The sequence below is a fragment of the Mycobacterium sp. 3-98 genome, from assembly GCF_035918355.1.
Taxonomy (GTDB): domain Bacteria; phylum Actinomycetota; class Actinomycetes; order Mycobacteriales; family Mycobacteriaceae; genus Mycobacterium; species Mycobacterium intracellulare.
Genome location: NZ_CP142360.1, coordinates 3,851,231 through 3,868,462, shown reverse-complemented (window position 1 = coordinate 3,868,462; position 17,232 = coordinate 3,851,231). Strand labels below are relative to the sequence as shown.

The following is a 17,232-nucleotide window of genomic DNA, read 5'->3' as shown; positions in this document are numbered from 1 at the left end:
CACCAGGAGGACCGGATGCCGACAGCCATCTACACCGAACGCGTCACCGACCCAATGGCGTGGACCGGCGCGGACTTCACGAGCAAGGAAGACTTCGCCTTCGACCTGTCCGCCCGCAATGTGGCTGCGCTGGAATCGATCCTGGCCAAGACGGCGAACAAGGACCGCGATGACATCACGCCAGAGGATGCTCGGCACCCCGACCTCGACGACGATCTGGCGCGGCTCTACCACGATCTGATGTTCGGCAAGGGCCTGGCCTGCGTGCGCGGCTTCCCGGTCGAGCAGCATTCGATTGAGGACCTCGAGCGCATCTACTGGGCGTTCTGCACGCACCTCGGCTATCTGGTGTCGAACAACTCCTTTGGTCACCGCATGGTGCGCGTTCAGGAAGAGATCCTGCCGGGCGGCGTGCAGCCCGCTCGCGGCACGAAGTCTCGTGCCGAACTCGCGATGCACAACGACGCCGCCGACATCCTGTCGCTGCTGTGCGTCTACCCGGCGGCCCAAGGCGGCGAAAGCCAGTTCGCCAGCGGCCCGGCCGCGCACAATCGGATCCTGGCCGAACGCCCCGACCTGCTCGACGTGCTCTACGAGGGCTTTCCGCACCACCGACGCAGCGAACAACCCGATGACCAGCCCGATGTCACGCCCTACCACGTCCCGGTCTTCTCCCAGATCAACGGGCGAATCTGCATCAACTTCACCTACAGCAGCATCCTGCCGGCAATGAAGACGCTCGGGCGCGAATTCACCCCGAAGCAAGAGGAGGCCATCGAGCTGCTGCGCAACATACTCGTCGACCAACAGGTCGAATTCCGTTTGGAGTCCGGGGAAGCGGCCGTGGCGAACAACTTCGCGATGTGCCACTCCCGGTCGGACTTCGTCAGCAGCGACGACCCCAAGAAGGCCCGCTGCTTCCTGCGCGCCTGGATGGAGGTCCCGCGCGAAGATCGTCGGCTGCCGATCGGTCGCGAGTACTTCCACATGGAAAACAAGGATCTGCGGCTCGGGTACGACGTGGTGCCCGGGCGCGACGGCGCGATCGCGCGCAACGACTACCGTAACGTCGACACGGCGCTGGCCGACATGTTCAAGGCGGCACAGGCCAAACCCAAGGCACGGCCATGAAAGGCGCACGACAAAGATGACCGGCGGGCCACGACCGCGGTTGGTCGTCGAGCGGTGGACTGACCCCGCCGCGGCGGACGTCCTGGAACTGTCCGGCATCGACATCGTCAAACTCGATCTGACCGCACCCGCCGAATCAGGCTGGGCGGCATTGGAGTCCGCGCACGGCTACCAAGTTGCCACGCGAACCGATGTTGCCTCCGTGGCCGACGGCGCACAGTGGCTGGCCGGTGAGGCATTGATCGCGCGCTGCCCGTGCCTGCTGGCCGTCTGCTCGGCAGGAGCCGGATATGACGTCATCGATGTCGATGCCTGCACCCGCGCGGGGATAGCGGTGTGTAACAACTCTGGGCCGGGAGCGGAGGCGGTGGCCGAGCACGCCCTGGGGTTCATGCTCGACCTCGCCAAGAAGATCACCGTCTCCGACCGCGCGCTACGGAGCGGTCCGCTTCGCGATCGGCTGGCCCTGCGGGGAACTCAGCTGTTCGGCAAGACGCTCGGTGTCGTCGGGCTCGGTGCCATCGGGGGCCGCCTCGTCGAGTTGTGTGCGCCGTTCGGCATGGAGGTGCTGGTCTTCGATCCATACCTCGACGAGACGACCGCGCGGTCTCGCGGTGTGCAGCAAGTGACGCTCGCCGAGCTCGTCGAACGTTCGGACTTCGTGCAGGTTACGTGCCCTCTGACGAGCGAAACGCGCGGACTCATCGGCAGAACGCAATTCGCCGCGATGAAGCCGACCGCCTTCTTCATCACCACGGCGCGCGGGCCTGTCCATGACGAGGCGGCGCTGCTCGACGCGCTCGTCAGCGGCGGAATCGCCGGCGCGGGCCTCGATGTGTTCCACGAGGAGCCGCCCCGGCAGGACAACCCGCTGCTGCAACTCGACAACGTCGTTGCGACGCCGCACACAGCGGGCATCACGGTGGAGGCCGCGCGGGACATCGCCGTCGCCACCGCGACTCAGTGGCAGACGATCTTCGAAGGCCGCATGCCGCCTCGCTTGTTGAACCCGCAAGTCTGGCCTCGCTATTGCGAACGATTCCACGACATCCTTGGTGTTCACCCGACCGCGCGCGTCCCCGCGGCGGCGGAGTGAAAACGACTACCCCCCAACGAGTGTGAGAGAAGGACCGTGACTTGGCGACACACTACGACACGATCGAGGTCGAGGTCAGGGGCCATGCCGCCTGTGTGACCCTCAACCGTCCTGAGGTGCTCAACGCGATCAACGACGAGATGATCGCCGAACTGGCCGTGGCTTATGCGGAAATCGAACGCTCGCAAGATATCTGGACCGTGATCATCACGGGTGCCGGCCGTGCGTTGTGCGTCGGAGCCGACGTCAACAAGGCCGCCGACCACGACATGGAGAACGCGGCAGGCATCGACAACCAGGGCGAACCCATCCTCAGCTCGATGCGGCAGTGGGACGCCCCGCAGGAGGCGACACCGCCGTGGCTGCAGATGACCAAGCCGATCATCTGCGCGGTGAACGGCATCGCCTGTGGGGCGGGAATGGACCTGGTGACCACGGCGGACATCACCATCGCGTCCGAGCGCGCGACGTTGATGGACCCGCATGTCAGCATCGGCGTGACATCCGGGCGCGAAGGGGTCAGGCTCGCCCGTGTGCTCCCGCTGCCCGTGGCGATGCGGCTGATCCTGATGGGCAAACACGAAAAGCTCAACGCGCAGCGCGCTTATGACTTGGGCGTCTTCACCGAAGTGGTCCCGCACGATGAGCTCATGGCGCGCGCCTGGGAGATCGCCGACATCGTGAATTCGAATGCACCGCTGGCGGTGCGTGGTTCACGTATGGCCGTGCGCAAAGGTCTGACGATGCCCATATACGAGGCGGAACTGCTCGCCGAGAATTACCGGATGAAGGTGGCGCTGACGAAGGATGCCATCGAGGGGCCGCGCGCCTTCCTCGAGAAGCGCCAGCCGCAGTGGAAGGCGCTGTAGGGCTCGACCGGCTGCGTTACACCATCCCGAAGAAGTTCTTTGCGTTGGTGGACAGCACCTTTCGCTTGGTCTCCTCGTCCAGGCCCTCCGTCGCCTTGTTTGCGACCTCGAGACTCCGCGGCCAGTTCGTGTCGTTGTGCGGGTAATCGGTCTCGAACATGAGTTGGTCCGGCCCGACCAGATCCAGGATGCGGAACGCGACCGGATCGCCGAAGGTGGAGAACCACACTCGTCCGGGCACCTGGCTGCTGGGCGGTTCGGTCAAGAGGGGGTGTATGCCGCCCCACGCGCGCCGGTCCTCCCAGACCTCGTCGACACGCTGCAGGTAGTAGGGGATCCAGCCCGCTTGCGCCTCGGCGAACGCGAGCTTGAGGCCGGGGAACTGCATGAGCTTGCCGGAGAACAGCCAGTCGACCATGGCGATGGTGCAGTTGACGGCCATCAGTGCGCTCGTCACGACATGCGGGGAGTCCGGAGAGGACTTGGTCAGCGAAGAACTCGATCCGATGTGGAGCATGATCCCCACCTGGTTTCGCTCGCACGCGGCGAAGAACGGGTCCCAATAGCCGCTGTGAATGGACGGCAGGTCCAGGCGAGAGGGCAGCTCGGAGAAGCACACCGCGCGCATCCCCCGGGCGGCCACCCTTTCGACCTCTTTCGCGGCGAGCTCGACGTCCCAGAGCGGGATGATGCCGAGCGGGATCAGCCGACCGTTCGAGCTGCCACCCCACTCGTCGATCTGGAAGTCGTTGTAGGCCTCGACACAGAGCCTGGCGAGCTCCTTGTCCTTGCCGTACAGGAAGCGTTGGCCGCAAAAGCGTACGAGGGTGTTGGGAAAGCAGGCCGAGGCTTCGATGCCGGCAATGTCCATGTCCGCGAGCCGATCCGCGGGACGGTAGCAGCCGGGGCGCATCTCGTCATAGGTGATGGGGTCGGTGGTGAGTTCGTCGATTTCATAGCCGGCGGCCGCGCTGATGAGCGGGATCGGGATAACGGCGTCCTCGTAGTGCCAGATGTCCGCGTCGCGGCCCTCGTCGTCCTCGACGAAAGCCACATCGGACGTGACGGATGGATCCATGCGCCCGCGCGTGCGAACGATCCGCGGGCCGATGTCGCGATAGCGCTCGGGCAGCCGGCTGGTCCACAAATCGGCCGGCTCCACCAGATGGTCGTCCGGCGAGACGATGAGGATGTCTGCGCTCAACGCTGCACTCCTTCGAAAACGGCCCATGGCTTCAGTGAGTGGCACACGGATTCGGAAATGAGAATGACCGTTTCCACGGTACCGCATCAGGCGGCCCGGCGCGCCGGTGCACCTCTGGACTGCCGTCGGACCAAGGCTCCTCGGAGGCGTACCGGCTCTGGGAGAACCGCCCCGGTGCGGGCCGCCGTCGAACCTTCGGGGCCGATGCCGGCAGTAATCACTTACCTGCAGTGAGAATCAACATGCACGTGTAGGTAGATCGCACATTTTCCGCGTCGGGCGGGTAGTCTTTCCGCATTATGCCTACGAAGAAGCCCGCCGGTCCCGATCCCGAAACCGGCTTGGAATTGGTCGACAACAACGTCGAGCTGCACGGCTCGTGGCAGCAACGCACGATCGAGCGGCGTCTGAGTTCTGCCAGAGCGCGTGCACTCGCGCGCAGTTCGCGGTTCCTGGCCACCGCGCTGGAATTGGTAGAGGAGTCGGGCAAGGCCGATTTCACGATCCAGACCCTCATCGACAGGTCGAATCTCAGCCTGCGAGCGTTCTACCAACACTTCGCGGGTAAAGAAGAACTGATGTTGGCGCTCTATGAGAACGTCACGAGTCAGTTCACCGAGGACATTCGCCACGATGTCGCGGCCGCCGACGGTCCGATGGAGCAACTCGAGGCTTTCTGCCGGGGCGTTCTGTCCCGCGCGGAGTCGTCGGAAGCCGTCGGGGGCCGGGTCATGACGATCTACAACCTGAGCCTGGAGATCGAGCGGCCGGACGACTTCGCAAAGGTCTGGGAGCCGCACCTGAAGCTGCTGACGAAGATCCTCACGTCGTGTGCTCGGGCCGGATTGGTACGCACGGATCTGACCCCCGCGCAGCTGACCACGTTGCTGAACACCACGCTGACCGCGCTCGCTCAAATCGGCGTTTTTCATCTGGGCGGCAAGGGTTCCAAGCTGACGGAGGACCAGTTGTGGGCGTGGTGCAAACAGGCCGTCACGCCGCCCGCGTCGGACGTCAAAGCCAAGCCGGCGCGCAAGGCGCCGCGTGCCGCAGCCGGCGGACGGGCCGGACGGCCGAAGAAACTAACGGGGTAGGCCGAGCCCGCGCTGGGCGATGATGCTGCGCTGGATCTCGCTGGTACCCGCATAGATCGTCGTGCCCAAGGAGAATCGCAGCGAGTGGTCAAACCGCCCGCGTTCGGGAGCGGTCGGCTCGAGGTAGCTGCGTAGACCGTCCGGGCCGACGAGTTCGAACACGTCCTGGCTGGCACGCTCGAGCGCCTCGGTGCTGAACACCTTGGACATTGACCCCTCGGCCACCGGTATGTCGCCCTGCTCGACCATCCACACGCACCGGCGCTGCAGCAGCATCGACACCTCGGCCTCCATCGCGACGCGGGCGAGCCGGCGCCGGACGTCGGTATTGGCGATCGGCAGTGAGCCGTCGCCGGACGCGCTGGTGGTTGCCCAATGCTCGGCATGGTGCAGCAGCCGGATCAGGTGGGGCCCCCATCCGGACGCGTGCTCGTCTTGCAGCGACAGGCTGAGCACCTGCCAGCCGCCATCGACTTCGCCGATGCGCCACTCGTCGCCGATCCGGACGTCGCTGTAGAAGGTGATGTTGGTGCGTTCCCCGGAAAGCGTCCATACGGCTTGTGCCGCAAAGCCATCAGAGTCGCCCGGCACCAGGAACATCGTCAGGCCTTTGTGTTTCGGCTTGTCCGGGTTCGTGCGCGCAAGCAGGAACACGAAGTCGGCGAGGTGACCGTTGGTGGTGAACATCTTGGAGCCGTTGATCACCCACCCGTCGCCGTCGCGCACGGCGCGGGTGGCGGCCGCCGCGACGTCCGACCCGCATTCGGGTTCGGTGAAGCCGAGCGCAATGGTGATGTCGCCGTTGATGGCTCCGGTGAGGATGCGGTCCTTCAAGAAGGGGGTGCCGATCTCACGGATGATCGCCGCAACCATCCTGGTTGTCTCGGAGAGGTACACCGGCGCGTCATACCGCATCAGTTCCTCTTTGACGACCTGATCGTCCCATGCGTTGCGGCTCTGTCCGCCGAACTCGACGGGCCAGGCCGGAGCGAAATAGCCCTTGTCGACGAGACTTTTGGCGAACTCGTCGTCGTGTGCGACCCCGCTGCGGTAGATGCGTTCCTCGAATTCGGGGGTCAACACGTCGTGCAAGTGGGCACGGAGTCCGTCGCGGTAGGTCTCGGTCTCCGTATCGAGCTGAAAGTGCATGTATGCACGCCAATCTGTCGTGGCACGCGGCCCAGGACGGTACGTATGGCAATGTTAATCTCAATTTTGAGAGTAACCATATCCGCACGTGACGGGGCGATAACGTGGACCTGAGCCTGACGGGCGAACAGAGACAGTTGGTGGATTCGTTCGCCGCGCTGTTTGCGCGCGAGTCGACATCCGAACGAGTCCGGGCGGCCGAGCCGTTGGGCTTCGACCTCAAGCTGTGGAAGGCCCTGCTGGAGACGGGGGCGGTGGAGATGGCGGTCGACGAGGCGGCTGGCGGATGGGGCGCGCCCGAACTGGAACTCGCGTTGATTGCCGAACAGTTCGGACGCGCGGTCGCGTCCGCTCCCGTCATCGAAGCGCAGGTTGCCGCGCGGCTGCTGGCGGCGTCCGGCGAGGCCGGTACCGGGCTTTTGAATGAGGTCCTCGCCGGTGAGCAGCTGGTCACGTTCGCGCCCCGCACCGGTCGCGGTGGTCGGTTGGGGTTGGTGCCCGGCGGGGCGGTGGCAGACCACGTCATCGCCCTGACCCAGGGGCGGCTGCTGGTGGTGCCGATCGGCGAGAACCGCACCATAGTGGAAAACCTTGGGTCAATGCCGCTGGCGGACATCATGATTGACGATGGTCCCGTCGTGCTTGCGGACGGGCCACAGGCGCGCGGCCTATTCGATGGCGCCCTTGACCTGTGGCTCGCGCTGACCGCCGCGGCTTTGGCGGGCGCGGCCAAGAGGGCCGTGGAGATCGGCGTCGACTACGCCCAGCAACGTCATGCGTTCGGAACCGCGATCGGCTCGTTCCAGGCGGTGTCTCACCCGCTGGCCGACAGCGCCACCGCGGCCGATGGGGCGCGGCTGCTCGGGCTCAAGGCCGCGTGCGCATTCGCCGACGAGCCGGATTGCGTTCGCGAACTGGCTGCGATGGCGTTCGCATTCGCCTATGAGACGGCGCGCGACGCCACTCGGCGCAGCCTGCACATTCAGGGCGGATACGGGTTCGGCATGGAGGGCGACATCCAGCTTTACTATCGCCGGGTTCGGGGATGGGCAATGGTTTTCGGCGAACCCGCGGTCGCATTGGACCGGGTGGCCGATGCGCGCTATGGCGCCGCCGCGGAGTGAACAGAATCGCGACGCGCAAGGATCGCGAAGCTCAGCGTCGCACGCGCCGCGAGTCGGTCGCGGCCAACGTCGAAGACGTCGACGGCAACAACGATCATCCGTTTTCCCGCGCGCACCAACGTGGCGACCGCACGCGCGGGGCCATCGACGATCGGTGCCAGGAAATGGATGGACATGTCCGCGGTTCCCGCGCCGTCGCCGTCGCCGGCATATTTGACCGCAAGGCGCCCTGCGGCGACATCGATGAGAGTGGCTACCAGCCCACCCTGCAGCGCGCCGCGAATGTTCCTCAGGTCTCCTCGGTTGTGCAGGTCAACGACGACCGAGTCATCGGTGTCGACGACGTCGTAGAACGGCAGCTGGGCGAAAAGATGTCCCGGAACGGTGACGTCCATAGGGCGTGGCGCCGCGGGCGAGTTATTGGTCACCGGCACAACGTTAGACGCTGGACCGGACCTGATCTTTCACGGCCAAGACAACCGGGGGAGCGCTCCGCCAGTTCGGCACCCCTTGCGCCTCGCCGGCGGTGGGGAGCTTGTCCTCCCGGATCTGGGCCCAGTGCGAGTGATTCAATTGGTGCAACGCGAAACACGACTGCAGCGCGTTGTAAAAACCCATGTTGTCGACTGATTGGTTTACCGACTCTTTGATGAGCAGGGCCGCCATCGTGGGCACCTCCGCGATGCGTCGCGCCAACTCGAGAGTGCGCTCGGCCAGTTCGTCGCGCCGGAAGATCTTGCTCACCATGCCGAGCCGGTAGGCCTCTTCGATCCCGATCGCGTCACCGGTGAGCATGAGCTCCTTCGTGCGCCGCGGTCCGAATTCCCAGGGATGGCCGAAGTATTCCATGCCGCACATGCCCAGCCGCGTGCCTACCACATCGGCGAAGCGCACCTCTTCGCTGCCCACGATGAGGTCACAGGCCCAGATCAGCATGAGTCCCGCCGAGAACACGTCGCCGTGCACCTGGGCGATGGTGATCTTTCGTAGGTTGCGCCAGCGCAGGTTGTTTTGAAAGAAATAGTGCCATTCCTGCAGCATGGTCCGCTCCGCTCCATCGCGCGTACCGCCGTTGATGGTCACGGTGGGGTGCTGGCCGGGCCCGGGGCCGAACTCGGCACGCGCCTGCTTGGAGCCGATATCGTGGCCCGACGAAAACATCGGGCCCTCGCCGGCCAAGACGACGACGCGGACGTTGTCATCGGATTCGGCGCGGGCAAACGCCTCGTCGAGTTCGACCAGCATGCCGCGGTTTTGGGCGTTGCGCTGGTCGGGGCGGTTCAGCGAGATCCGAACGATCATGCCGTCGTCGAAGGTCTCCCACTTCAAGAATTCGTAATCGCTCACCGTTCGCCCCTTCTTCCCGCATCCGGTAATGGTGTTATCTCTATATGAGAAGATATGTTCTCACAGGTCGGCGGGCGACGACCGGAAGGGGTGCCGATGGCGGACGGTCGAGGTAAGCCGCGAGTGATCCTGTGGGGTCCTGGTCAGGTCGGCATCGGCGCGTTGCGTGCCCTCATCGCCCACCCCGGCCTGGAGCTGGCCGGCGTCGTGGTGCACGCGGAAGCCAAGGACGGCAAGGACGCCGGCGACCTGTGCGGGATGCCCGCGACCGGCGTCATCGCCACGCGGGACATTGGGGCCGCACTATCGGTGGACGCCGACGTGGTGGCTTACTTCGCGTCGGGTGACTATCGCTACCACGAAGCGGCGCAGGACATCGCGCGCTGCCTGCGCGCGGGCAAGCATGTGGTGTGTACTTCGTTGGTGCCGATGTGCTATCCGCCCGCTGCCGACAGGGAAACGGTCGAATTGCTCGAGGCCGCGTGCGCGGAGGGCGGCACCAGCTTCTTCAACAGCGGGGTCGACCCGGGCTGGGCGAACGACGTGATCGCACTGACGATGACGGGCTTCAGCAGTCGTGTCGATCGCATCACCATGCTCGAGATACTCGACTATGGCCCCATCAACCAACCCGACATCATGTTCGAGTTCATGGGGTTCGGACACACCCCCGACCACCCGGCACCGCTCTTCGACCCGGAGCGACTGGCCGCGTTGTGGGCTCCGACCGTCCACCTGGTCGCCGACGGCGCCGGGCTTCCGCTCGACCGCGTCGACACGTCCATCGAAAAGTGGTTGGCCACAGAGCGATACGAGGTGGCGTCGGGCTGGATCGAGCCGGGCACCATGGGAGGCATGCGCTTCAAGCTCGCCGGCATCGTGGACGGCGAGGAGCGCGTTGTCCTCGAACACGTCACGCGCATGGGCGACGGTTCCGCGCCGGATTGGCCACGGCATCCCTCACCGCACGGAGGCTATCGGGTCATCGTTGACGGCCTGCCCACCTACACCGTCGATATCGAGATGCACGGGCGCGGGAACAACATGCGCGGCCTGACCTACGCGACCGTCATGCGCGAACTCAACGCGATCCCCGCCGTCATGGCCGCCCCCACCGGGCTGCTGTCCACCCTCGATCTGCCCTTGGTCACCGGTCCGGTGCGCGGCGGAACGTGGCACGGCGTGCTGCCCGCGACGGCGAAGCGGTGAACGAGCACCCGGTCCCGCAGACGTCGGCGGATCTGTGGGAAGTCATGCGGACCGCGTCGGCGGTGCGGCGCTACCGCGACGCACCCGTCTCGGACGAGGCGATCGACACGTGTCTGCGCGCGGCGAGTTGGGCTCCGTCCGGCGGCAATCAGCAGCCGTGGAAGTTCGTCGTACTGAAATCGAGCAGTTTGCGCGACGTGGTCACCGCGGCGGCCCACACGACGTGGGAGGTGATGACTGAGTTCTATCGGATTTCGATGCCTGAGAACGAGGCTGACGACCCGAAATCGCGTGTGCTGCGAGCGATGGCTGAGCATATGAGCGTCGGCGGCGCGGCGCCCGTGCTGGTGCTGTTCTGTGTCCAGCCACAGCGGGGAACCACCGAACTACAGCAGGGCGGGTCGATCTTTCCCGCCGTCCAGAATTTTCTGTTGGCGGCCCGCGCGCAAGGCCTCGGAGCGGCGATCACCCTGTGGCACGGGTCTTGCGAGGATCAGCTGCGGTCCATGGTCGGAATTCCTGACGATTGGAAGATCGCGTCCCTGCTGACGGTAGGGTGGCCCAAGGGCAGGCACCACCCGGTGCGACGCAAACCACTCGGCGAGGTAGCGGCCATCGACACGTGGGATCAATGCTGGCGGAAGACAACCCCATGACGACGCGCAAACCGGAAATTTCCCTGTATCTCCGGACGTTCACCGACGGCCCGCACCATGATTGGCGCGCGACGCTGGCATCGGCACGGGCCATGGACATCGCGGGCATCGACCGCGTGGTGGTTTCCGACCATGTGGTGTTCGGCGAGAACCTCGAGGCCTACGCCGATCCCTCCGTGGGTGGGTCGTCCGGCGGCCGCCAGCCCACCGGGCCCGACGGAAGCTGGCTGGAACCCCTTACCGTCCTGACGGCGATCGCGGCCACCACCGACCGGATCCGGCTCGGAACGTCGATACTGCTGGCCGCCCTGCGGCGCCCCGCCGTCCTGGCCAAGCAACTCGCGACACTCGACGTGCTCTCCGAGGGTCGCCTCGATCTGGGTGTCGGGGTGGGTTGGCAGCGGGAGGAATACGACGCGGCCGGACTCTCGTTCGCCCATCGCGGGCGGCTGCTCGACCACACCCTGGACGTTTGCAAGACGTTGTGGACCGAGCAGCGCGCCTCCTATGACTCACCCGAACTGTCCTTCGACGGGATCCACCAAATGCCGAAACCGGTGCAACCCGGCGGCGTGCCGTGTTGGATCAGCGGCACGGTGAACGATGCGGTCGCACGCCGAATCGCGAGATTCGGCAGCGGGTGGATTCCCTGGGGCTCTGCGTTCGCCGACCTTCCCGCCGCGATAAAAGCCATGAAAGACAAGGTAATTGCACACGGCGGCGACCCCAGTGAGCTACAAGTTCAAGGCGCCACGCGTGCCGTCAAGGGCGATGACGGATCAATTGACTACGCGGCTTCAGCCGCTCGGGTACCGGCTCTGGTCGAAGCCGGAGTCACCGATGTTCGTTTCACCTTGGCAATACCTACGGACGGCGACCGGGCGGTCGAGGTGCTCTCGCCGCTCGTCGAGGCCTTCCGCGACGTCACGCGGTGATCCAGCGTCCGGGTCTTTCATGCAGCTACGTGACCACGCAGGGAGCGCGAAACCCGCTGTAATACTTCATCATTCCGGTGTCGTCGTGACCTTCGCCGAGCTCGAAGCCAGCGCGAACAGGCTCGCCCACTTCCTGCGACGATCGGGCATGGTCGCCGGGGACACGGTCGCGGTGTTGATGGAGAACAACGAACACATCCACGCCGCGATGTGGGCGGCAAAGCGGAGCGGCCTGTACTACACCCTGCTCAACACGCATCTCAGCCCCTCCGAGATCGCCTACATCGTGGCAGACAGCGGGGCGAAAGCCCTCATCTCCTCGCGGGCGTTGCGGGATGTCTGTCGCCAACTGCCCGAAGAACTTCCGTCGGGGTTGCCACCCGTGGCGCTGATCGCCGACGACGATCTGCCGGGGTGGCGGCGCTATCCCGAATGTGTGGCCACCGAACCGTCGACACCGATCGCCGATGAGTGCGACGGCCAGCTTTTGCAGTACTCCGCAGGCAGCACCGGTCGCCCAAAGGGCATCCGCCGGCCCCTGAACCCCGGCGGTGCCGGTCTTTCGAATCTGTCAACGCCCGTCTTCGGGGCGCTCGGGGTGACGGATCAGTCGGTCTACTTGAGCCCCGCCCCGACTTACCACACCGCGCCGGCCATGTGGACGATGGCCGCGCAGGCGGCCGGCGCGACGACGATCCTCATGGAGAAATTCGACGCCGAACAGGCCCTCGACTGCATACAGCGCCGCGGTGTGACACACGCCCAGTTCGTGCCGACGATGTTCGTGCGGATGCTGCGCATGCCCGAAGAAGCCCGCACGCGCTACGACCTGTCGAGTTTGCGGCGCGTCGTCCACGCCGCCGCCCCGTGCCCGCCCGCAATCAAACGCCAAATGATCGAGTGGTGGGGGCCGATCGTCGACGAGTACTACGGGTCATCGGAAGGCGCAGGCATCTCGTTCATCCGAGCCGACGAGTGGCTCGCCCATCCGGGATCGGTGGGCAGGCCCATGCTCGGTACGCCACACATTCTCGACGAGGACGGCACCGAGCTCGGGCCAGGACAAATCGGTGAGATCTACTACGCGGGCGGTTATCCGTTCGAGTACCTCAACGACCAGGCAAAAACGGCTGCGGCGCGCAGTCCCGAAGGCTGGGTCACCGTTGGTGACGTCGGCTACTTGGACGACGATGGATACCTGTACCTCACCGACCGGCGAAATCACATGATCATCTCCGGCGGAGTGAACATCTACCCGCAGGAGAGCGAAAACCTGCTCGTCAGTCACCCACTGGTGGTCGACGCCGCGGTGTTCGGCGTGCCGGATCCGGTGATGGGTCAGTCGGTGACCGCCGTCGTGCAGTTGGCGGATCCCGCCTTGGCATGCGATGGCCTCGCCGACGAATTGATCGGATGGCTTCGGAATCGCATGGCGCACTACAAGTGTCCGCGGTCGCTGTACTTCGAGGCACAGCTGCCCCGAACTGACGCCGGCAAACTCTACAAACGGAAGCTCATCGGGAAATACGCGGAAGTCAGCGAGTGCTGGCAAAGTGCGCGACGCCCGCAAGTCTGAGCCGCCATGCGCATTCGCGATTTGCCGATTGGCTCTCAAGAAATGACAAAGAATTGAGAATCGGCGCGAATCACCGATCCTGAGATCGGGACGTCGCCGATGGCGCCTCAATCGACCCTGCTTCGCTGCCCATGCCCATTTGGGGGCGGAATTGGATTAGCCGCCGCCGGCGCGGGTACGCACAGCCGAGGTCCGAGATTCTGTAGGTTGTCGAGCCCGATGCAACGCCAATTCGGCTGATTTCGATTGGTCACATTGGTTGAGTCTTTGGCCCCCGATCGCGGCCGCGCGGCGCAGACGCAGCAAATGTCTGAAGCTAATGACCCTGATCGGTGACAGTTTGCCGCACGCGACGTCGCAGACCATTTAGTCAGCTGCTGGTCGCCAAATCCAGGGAAGCATCATGGCCAAATCGAGCCTTCCTCTCGCCGACATTGGTCCTTTCGTGAAGGAAGTCACCGCGCCGCGCCGGAAGATCAGCCCATACCAACACGAACTACGCGTCACGGCCGTGAGCTGGGTCGGCCTATCGGTGATTGTCGTCCTGATATTGGCCGTGGCGCACCATGAGTCCTCGGCCCGGATATCAGAATCACCGGATGCCGCGGCGATGGAATCGAACGCATTTGCTTCGCCGAGGCGGGTGACGCTGCCCGCCTGGCTCACCGAGTCAGAGCCGTCAATTGATGACGTGGTCGTCGCGCGCAATAACATCGCCGCTGCCGCGGCTCGACACGACATCGCCAGGACGGGCGCGGCATGCGGATCCGCCAGCGGTGCGGTTGCCAAACTGCGCCAACAACTTCCGAGCCCGGAGCCGGTGCTCAACAGCACGCTGCGACATGCAGTAGACGACTATGAAATGGGGCTTCCTTTTTGTGTTTCAGCGACCCGGAACTACGACGCTGCGGGTATGAAGCGAGCGGCCCGCTATATCGCTCAGGGAGACGACGCCATGCGCGCGGCGCTCGACATGGTCGGACACAACTCTGACACTCCCGCTTCCGACCTGGGCATGTTGTTCGTGTAGTCCGGCCCCGCGCACAAACGTCCGCCTTGTGTGCGAAGTTGCCGTACCGACCCATAGCGCCTGGGCCGCAACGAGTTCGAGGTTAGTCGAGTGGTGATTGCGAGCCGCGGCGGCTGCGAAACGTGGGATGGGCCAGGGCCGGCCCGCATTCCCCGGGCTCATGCCCCGTCGTCGTCGCGCTGTCATACGGATGTCGAATACGACATGACTTAAGGAACTACCGCCCCGGGGCGTCTTGCGACTTCGAAATCGCTTGGACGAGAGCGCCATCGGTTGTCCGCTCGATGCGGCGGCTGACCTCCGAGGGCACATACGCGATGTGCCGCCACCCGTCGATCACGTCGCGCGAGCACGCCGGCTGACGTTACATTTGTCTGTGCTAGTGTAACTGCGTTGTCGCAACGGGCCGACGGGAAAGTGATGACCGCTGAGGAAGTCGTGCGTTCCGGGATCCCCGCATGGATTCGCAACGATGCCGACGCCGGCAATGGGCCCGACCAGTTCAACAGCCCCGCAGCCCCGATGGAGTTTTGATGACCGTACCGACCGCCCCCGCGGAATCTGACCTGTACTACGACCCGTACAACATCGATCTCAACATGAATCCCTATCCGGTGTTCGCCAGGATTCGGGAAGAAGCGCCGCTCTACTACAACGAACAGCACGACTTCTACGCGTTGAGCCGATACGACGACGTCAACAAGGGTGTCATCGACCACGAGACGTTCATCTCCGGGCGCGGAGCACTGCTCGAGATCATCAAGTCCGGCATGGAAATACCGCCGGGCACACTGATTTTCGAGGATCCGCCGATCCACAACATCCACCGCAACCTGCTGTCGCGGGTATTCACACCGCGCAAGGTGCTTGCGCTCGAGCCGCAGATCCGCGAGTTCACCGCGCGCTGCCTGGATCCGCTGGTCGGGTCGGATCGATTCGACTTCGTCAACGACCTGGGGGAGCAGATGCCGATGCGCGTCATCGGCATGCTGCTGGGTCTCCCCGAAGACCGGCAGCGCCAGATCACCGACCACGGTGAGGAAACCCTGCAGGGCAAGACGGTCGACGCGCTGGCCACCGGTGAGGTGTTCGCGGAGTTCATCGATTGGCGCGCCGAGCACCCGTCCGACGACATCATGACCGACCTGCTCAACGCCGAGTTCGAGGACGAGAACGGCACCGTGCGCAAGCTGCGCCGCGACGAGCTGTTGATGTATTTGACGGTCATCGCCACGGCCGGCTCCGAAACCACCACCCGGCTGATCGGCTGGGCCGGCAAAACGCTGGCCGACTATCCGGAGCAGCGCCGTGACCTGGTGGAGAACCCGAACCTGATTCCCCAGGCGATCGAGGAGATCCTGCGGTGGGAACCGCCGGCGCTACAGATGGCCCGCTACGTCACCCGCGACGTCGAGTACTACGGACAAACCGTGCCGGAGGGCTCGGCCATGCTCATGCTGGTCGGCGCGGCCAATCGCGACCACCGCCGCTTCGCACCGGACGGTGACGTCTTCGACATTCACCGGGAACAGCGCTCGCACATGACCTTTGGCGCCGGCACGCACTTCTGCATGGGCAACGCGCTGGCCCGGCTGGAGGGCCGCATCGCGCTGGAGGAGATCCTCAAACGCTTCCCGGCCTGGGAGGTCGACTGGGCCAACGCGGTGCCGTCGGAGACCGCCGCGGTCCGCGGCTGGGCGGCCATGCCTACGTTGGTTTCCCGTTCCTAAGGCGCAGTGCACGTCGCTTGCGCGTCTGACCACTGCACGACGTCGGAGAGCGCGCGTCGCGGCGTGGGCGGCAAGGCGGCCGCGCTGTCCGCGGCCCAGCCCACCCGAAGCAGCATCTGCGGATAGCCCTGCGCGCCCCACACGTCGTCGCGGACGGCGTCGCGCGTGTCCGGGATTTCCAGGGGCTCGGTGATCGGGCAAGACGCCAGTCCCATCGCCGTCGCCGTCAACAGCAGCGCGCTGGTGGCCTCACCGGCGCGGAGTTGAGCCAGACGGTCGTCGGCCTCGCTGCCGAGCACCAGGATGACGGCATTGTCCTCGGCGGGTGAAGTGCCCGGCGGCTGCGCCAGGCCCGGTCCGGCGAAGATGCGGCCGGGGATCGGTGCGCCGCAATCGTGTTCGGGGATGTTGCGGGCGGGCACGCCGGCCCGCGACCCGTATCGGCCGCTCCACGTGGCGAGTTCGACAAGGTAATCGCGGTCGGTCGCGTGGGATAGCGCGGCTCGCTTCACGATGTCGTGCAGACTTTCCCGGGCGTCAACGACGCGCAGCGTCACTCCCATTCGAGCGGCCACGGCAGCCATCGCGGCGATTTCAGTTGCCGCCACCGGGCGCGCGCTGTAGGTCCGCCGATCCGTTCGGCGCCGCGGGATTGCCTCCGCCAGGACGATCTCGGCGCGATCGGAGGAGTGCGGGGACACCTCGATGGCCGCGAGGTGGTCGGGATCGGCCGGATCGGGGAGGCGGTGCACGTCGGCGCGCCAACCCATCGCCGCCAAAGCGACGACGCAATGATGAAGCGCTGCACCGCAACTCAAGATCAGGTCCCGCCCGTCTGGGTCGGTGTTGGGTAATTGCATGCCCGGATCGGTGTAGAGGTGCAGGCTCGTGCGGTCCACGCGCCACCGCCACGGCTGCGTGTTGTCGATGGAAGGGGCCCGCGTGGCCAGCGTGAGGATCGTTTCGATGTCCTGACCGTCGGGGAAAGGCCGAAGGGCTCCGCCGCTTTGCCGATGATCTTGTTCTTTGACCGTGTCCAACACGACTGCCTCCGGGTTTTCGGCGAGCGATCCCTCTTGCGT

Annotated in this window: 16 protein-coding genes; 11 read left to right on the top strand and 5 right to left on the bottom strand. The window is 65.2% G+C overall.

The window, feature by feature from the left end; translation table 11 throughout:
• Window positions 1–15 precede the first annotated feature (15 nt).
• Genes QGN30_RS18190 through QGN30_RS18180 form a run of 3 tightly spaced genes read left to right on the top strand, consistent with a single transcriptional unit; the run spans window position 16 to window position 3,096 of the window.
• Complete coding sequence (locus tag QGN30_RS18190) at window positions 16–1,131, top strand: TauD/TfdA family dioxygenase (protein ID WP_014382259.1); 1,116 nt, start codon at window positions 16–18, stop codon at window positions 1,129–1,131.
• Window positions 1,132–1,147: 16 nt separating this feature from the next.
• Window positions 1,148–2,227, top strand: a complete 1,080-nt coding sequence (locus QGN30_RS18185) for a hydroxyacid dehydrogenase (RefSeq protein ID WP_225330873.1) — start codon at window positions 1,148–1,150, stop codon at window positions 2,225–2,227.
• Window positions 2,228–2,268: 41 nt separating this feature from the next.
• On the top strand, window positions 2,269–3,096 hold the full coding sequence (locus tag QGN30_RS18180; protein ID WP_009956468.1) for an enoyl-CoA hydratase/isomerase family protein: 828 nt from the start codon (window positions 2,269–2,271) through the stop codon (window positions 3,094–3,096).
• A 16-nt stretch (window positions 3,097–3,112) separates the two neighbouring features.
• Here QGN30_RS18180 and QGN30_RS18175 read toward each other — a convergent pair whose 3' ends face one another.
• The gene (locus QGN30_RS18175; protein ID WP_009956467.1) at window positions 3,113–4,300 is read right to left on the bottom strand and encodes an amidohydrolase family protein; all 1,188 of its coding nucleotides are present in this window, start codon (window positions 4,298–4,300) and stop codon (window positions 3,113–3,115) included.
• A 299-nt stretch (window positions 4,301–4,599) separates the two neighbouring features.
• On the opposite strand from QGN30_RS18175, the gene QGN30_RS18170 reads away from it, so the two are divergent.
• On the top strand, window positions 4,600–5,394 hold the full coding sequence (locus QGN30_RS18170) for a TetR/AcrR family transcriptional regulator (protein WP_009956465.1): 795 nt from the start codon (window positions 4,600–4,602) through the stop codon (window positions 5,392–5,394).
• Here QGN30_RS18170 and QGN30_RS18165 read toward each other — a convergent pair.
• Entirely contained in the window at window positions 5,383–6,543 is a 1,161-nt protein-coding gene (locus tag QGN30_RS18165) for an acyl-CoA dehydrogenase family protein (protein ID WP_009956463.1), read from the bottom strand. The two genes, QGN30_RS18170 and QGN30_RS18165, sit on opposite strands and share 12 nt — an antisense overlap.
• Window positions 6,544–6,647: 104 nt before the next feature.
• On the opposite strand from QGN30_RS18165, the gene QGN30_RS18160 reads away from it, so the two are divergent.
• A complete protein-coding gene (locus tag QGN30_RS18160) occupies window positions 6,648–7,667 on the top strand; it encodes an acyl-CoA dehydrogenase (protein ID WP_009956462.1) in 1,020 nt (339 codons plus the stop codon).
• On the opposite strand, the gene QGN30_RS18155 is transcribed toward QGN30_RS18160, so the two are convergent.
• Both QGN30_RS18155 and QGN30_RS18150 read right to left on the bottom strand, forming a co-directional pair.
• Window positions 7,646–8,062, bottom strand: a complete 417-nt coding sequence (locus QGN30_RS18155; protein WP_009956461.1) for a PaaI family thioesterase — start codon at window positions 8,060–8,062, stop codon at window positions 7,646–7,648. The two genes, QGN30_RS18160 and QGN30_RS18155, sit on opposite strands and share 22 nt — an antisense overlap.
• 43 nt (window positions 8,063–8,105) lie before the next feature.
• A complete protein-coding gene (locus tag QGN30_RS18150) occupies window positions 8,106–9,014 on the bottom strand; it encodes an enoyl-CoA hydratase (protein ID WP_009956460.1) in 909 nt (302 codons plus the stop codon).
• 123 nt (window positions 9,015–9,137) lie between these two features.
• Here QGN30_RS18150 and QGN30_RS18145 point away from each other — a divergent pair, with 123 nt between their 5' ends.
• The 6 genes from QGN30_RS18145 to QGN30_RS18120 all read left to right on the top strand — a co-directional run bounded on the left by QGN30_RS18145 (window position 9,138) and on the right by QGN30_RS18120 (window position 16,150).
• Entirely contained in the window at window positions 9,138–10,223 is a 1,086-nt protein-coding gene (locus QGN30_RS18145; RefSeq protein ID WP_014382262.1) for an NAD(P)H-dependent amine dehydrogenase family protein, read from the top strand.
• A 44-nt stretch (window positions 10,224–10,267) separates the two neighbouring features.
• Window positions 10,268–10,879, top strand: a complete 612-nt coding sequence (locus QGN30_RS18140; RefSeq protein WP_036390609.1) for a nitroreductase family protein — start codon at window positions 10,268–10,270, stop codon at window positions 10,877–10,879.
• On the top strand, window positions 10,855–11,814 hold the full coding sequence (locus QGN30_RS18135; RefSeq protein ID WP_009956456.1) for a TIGR03619 family F420-dependent LLM class oxidoreductase: 960 nt from the start codon (window positions 10,855–10,857) through the stop codon (window positions 11,812–11,814). Before QGN30_RS18140 ends, QGN30_RS18135 begins: the two co-directional genes overlap by 25 nt.
• Before the next feature lie 19 nt (window positions 11,815–11,833).
• Window positions 11,834–13,390, top strand: a complete 1,557-nt coding sequence (fadD4, locus tag QGN30_RS18130; RefSeq protein WP_020188845.1) for a fatty-acid--CoA ligase FadD4 — start codon at window positions 11,834–11,836, stop codon at window positions 13,388–13,390.
• A gap of 403 nt (window positions 13,391–13,793) precedes the next feature.
• A complete protein-coding gene (locus QGN30_RS18125; protein WP_009956454.1) occupies window positions 13,794–14,420 on the top strand; it encodes a hypothetical protein in 627 nt (208 codons plus the stop codon).
• Between the two features lie 533 nt (window positions 14,421–14,953).
• Window positions 14,954–16,150, top strand: coding sequence for a cytochrome P450 (locus tag QGN30_RS18120; RefSeq protein WP_009956451.1), 1,197 nt, complete (start codon window positions 14,954–14,956; stop codon window positions 16,148–16,150).
• Here QGN30_RS18120 and QGN30_RS18115 read toward each other — a convergent pair.
• A complete protein-coding gene (locus tag QGN30_RS18115) occupies window positions 16,147–17,193 on the bottom strand; it encodes an Acg family FMN-binding oxidoreductase (protein ID WP_009956450.1) in 1,047 nt (348 codons plus the stop codon). The genes QGN30_RS18120 and QGN30_RS18115 overlap by 4 nt on opposite strands.
• Window positions 17,194–17,232 lie beyond the last annotated feature (39 nt).

Coding starts and splice junctions, on each gene's coding strand:
- QGN30_RS18170 (WP_009956465.1), top strand. CDS start 4,600: ATGCCTACGAAGAAGCCCGCCGGTCCCGATCCCGAAACCGGCTTGGAA.
- QGN30_RS18135 (WP_009956456.1), top strand. CDS start 10,855: ATGCTGGCGGAAGACAACCCCATGACGACGCGCAAACCGGAAATTTCC.
- QGN30_RS18155 (WP_009956461.1), bottom strand. CDS start 8,062: ATGGACGTCACCGTTCCGGGACATCTTTTCGCCCAGCTGCCGTTCTAC.
- QGN30_RS18140 (WP_036390609.1), top strand. CDS start 10,268: ATGCGGACCGCGTCGGCGGTGCGGCGCTACCGCGACGCACCCGTCTCG.
- QGN30_RS18125 (WP_009956454.1), top strand. CDS start 13,794: ATGGCCAAATCGAGCCTTCCTCTCGCCGACATTGGTCCTTTCGTGAAG.
- QGN30_RS18190 (WP_014382259.1), top strand. CDS start 16: ATGCCGACAGCCATCTACACCGAACGCGTCACCGACCCAATGGCGTGG.
- fadD4 (WP_020188845.1), top strand. CDS start 11,834: ATGCAGCTACGTGACCACGCAGGGAGCGCGAAACCCGCTGTAATACTT.
- QGN30_RS18120 (WP_009956451.1), top strand. CDS start 14,954: ATGACCGTACCGACCGCCCCCGCGGAATCTGACCTGTACTACGACCCG.
- QGN30_RS18185 (WP_225330873.1), top strand. CDS start 1,148: ATGACCGGCGGGCCACGACCGCGGTTGGTCGTCGAGCGGTGGACTGAC.
- QGN30_RS18165 (WP_009956463.1), bottom strand. CDS start 6,543: ATGCACTTTCAGCTCGATACGGAGACCGAGACCTACCGCGACGGACTC.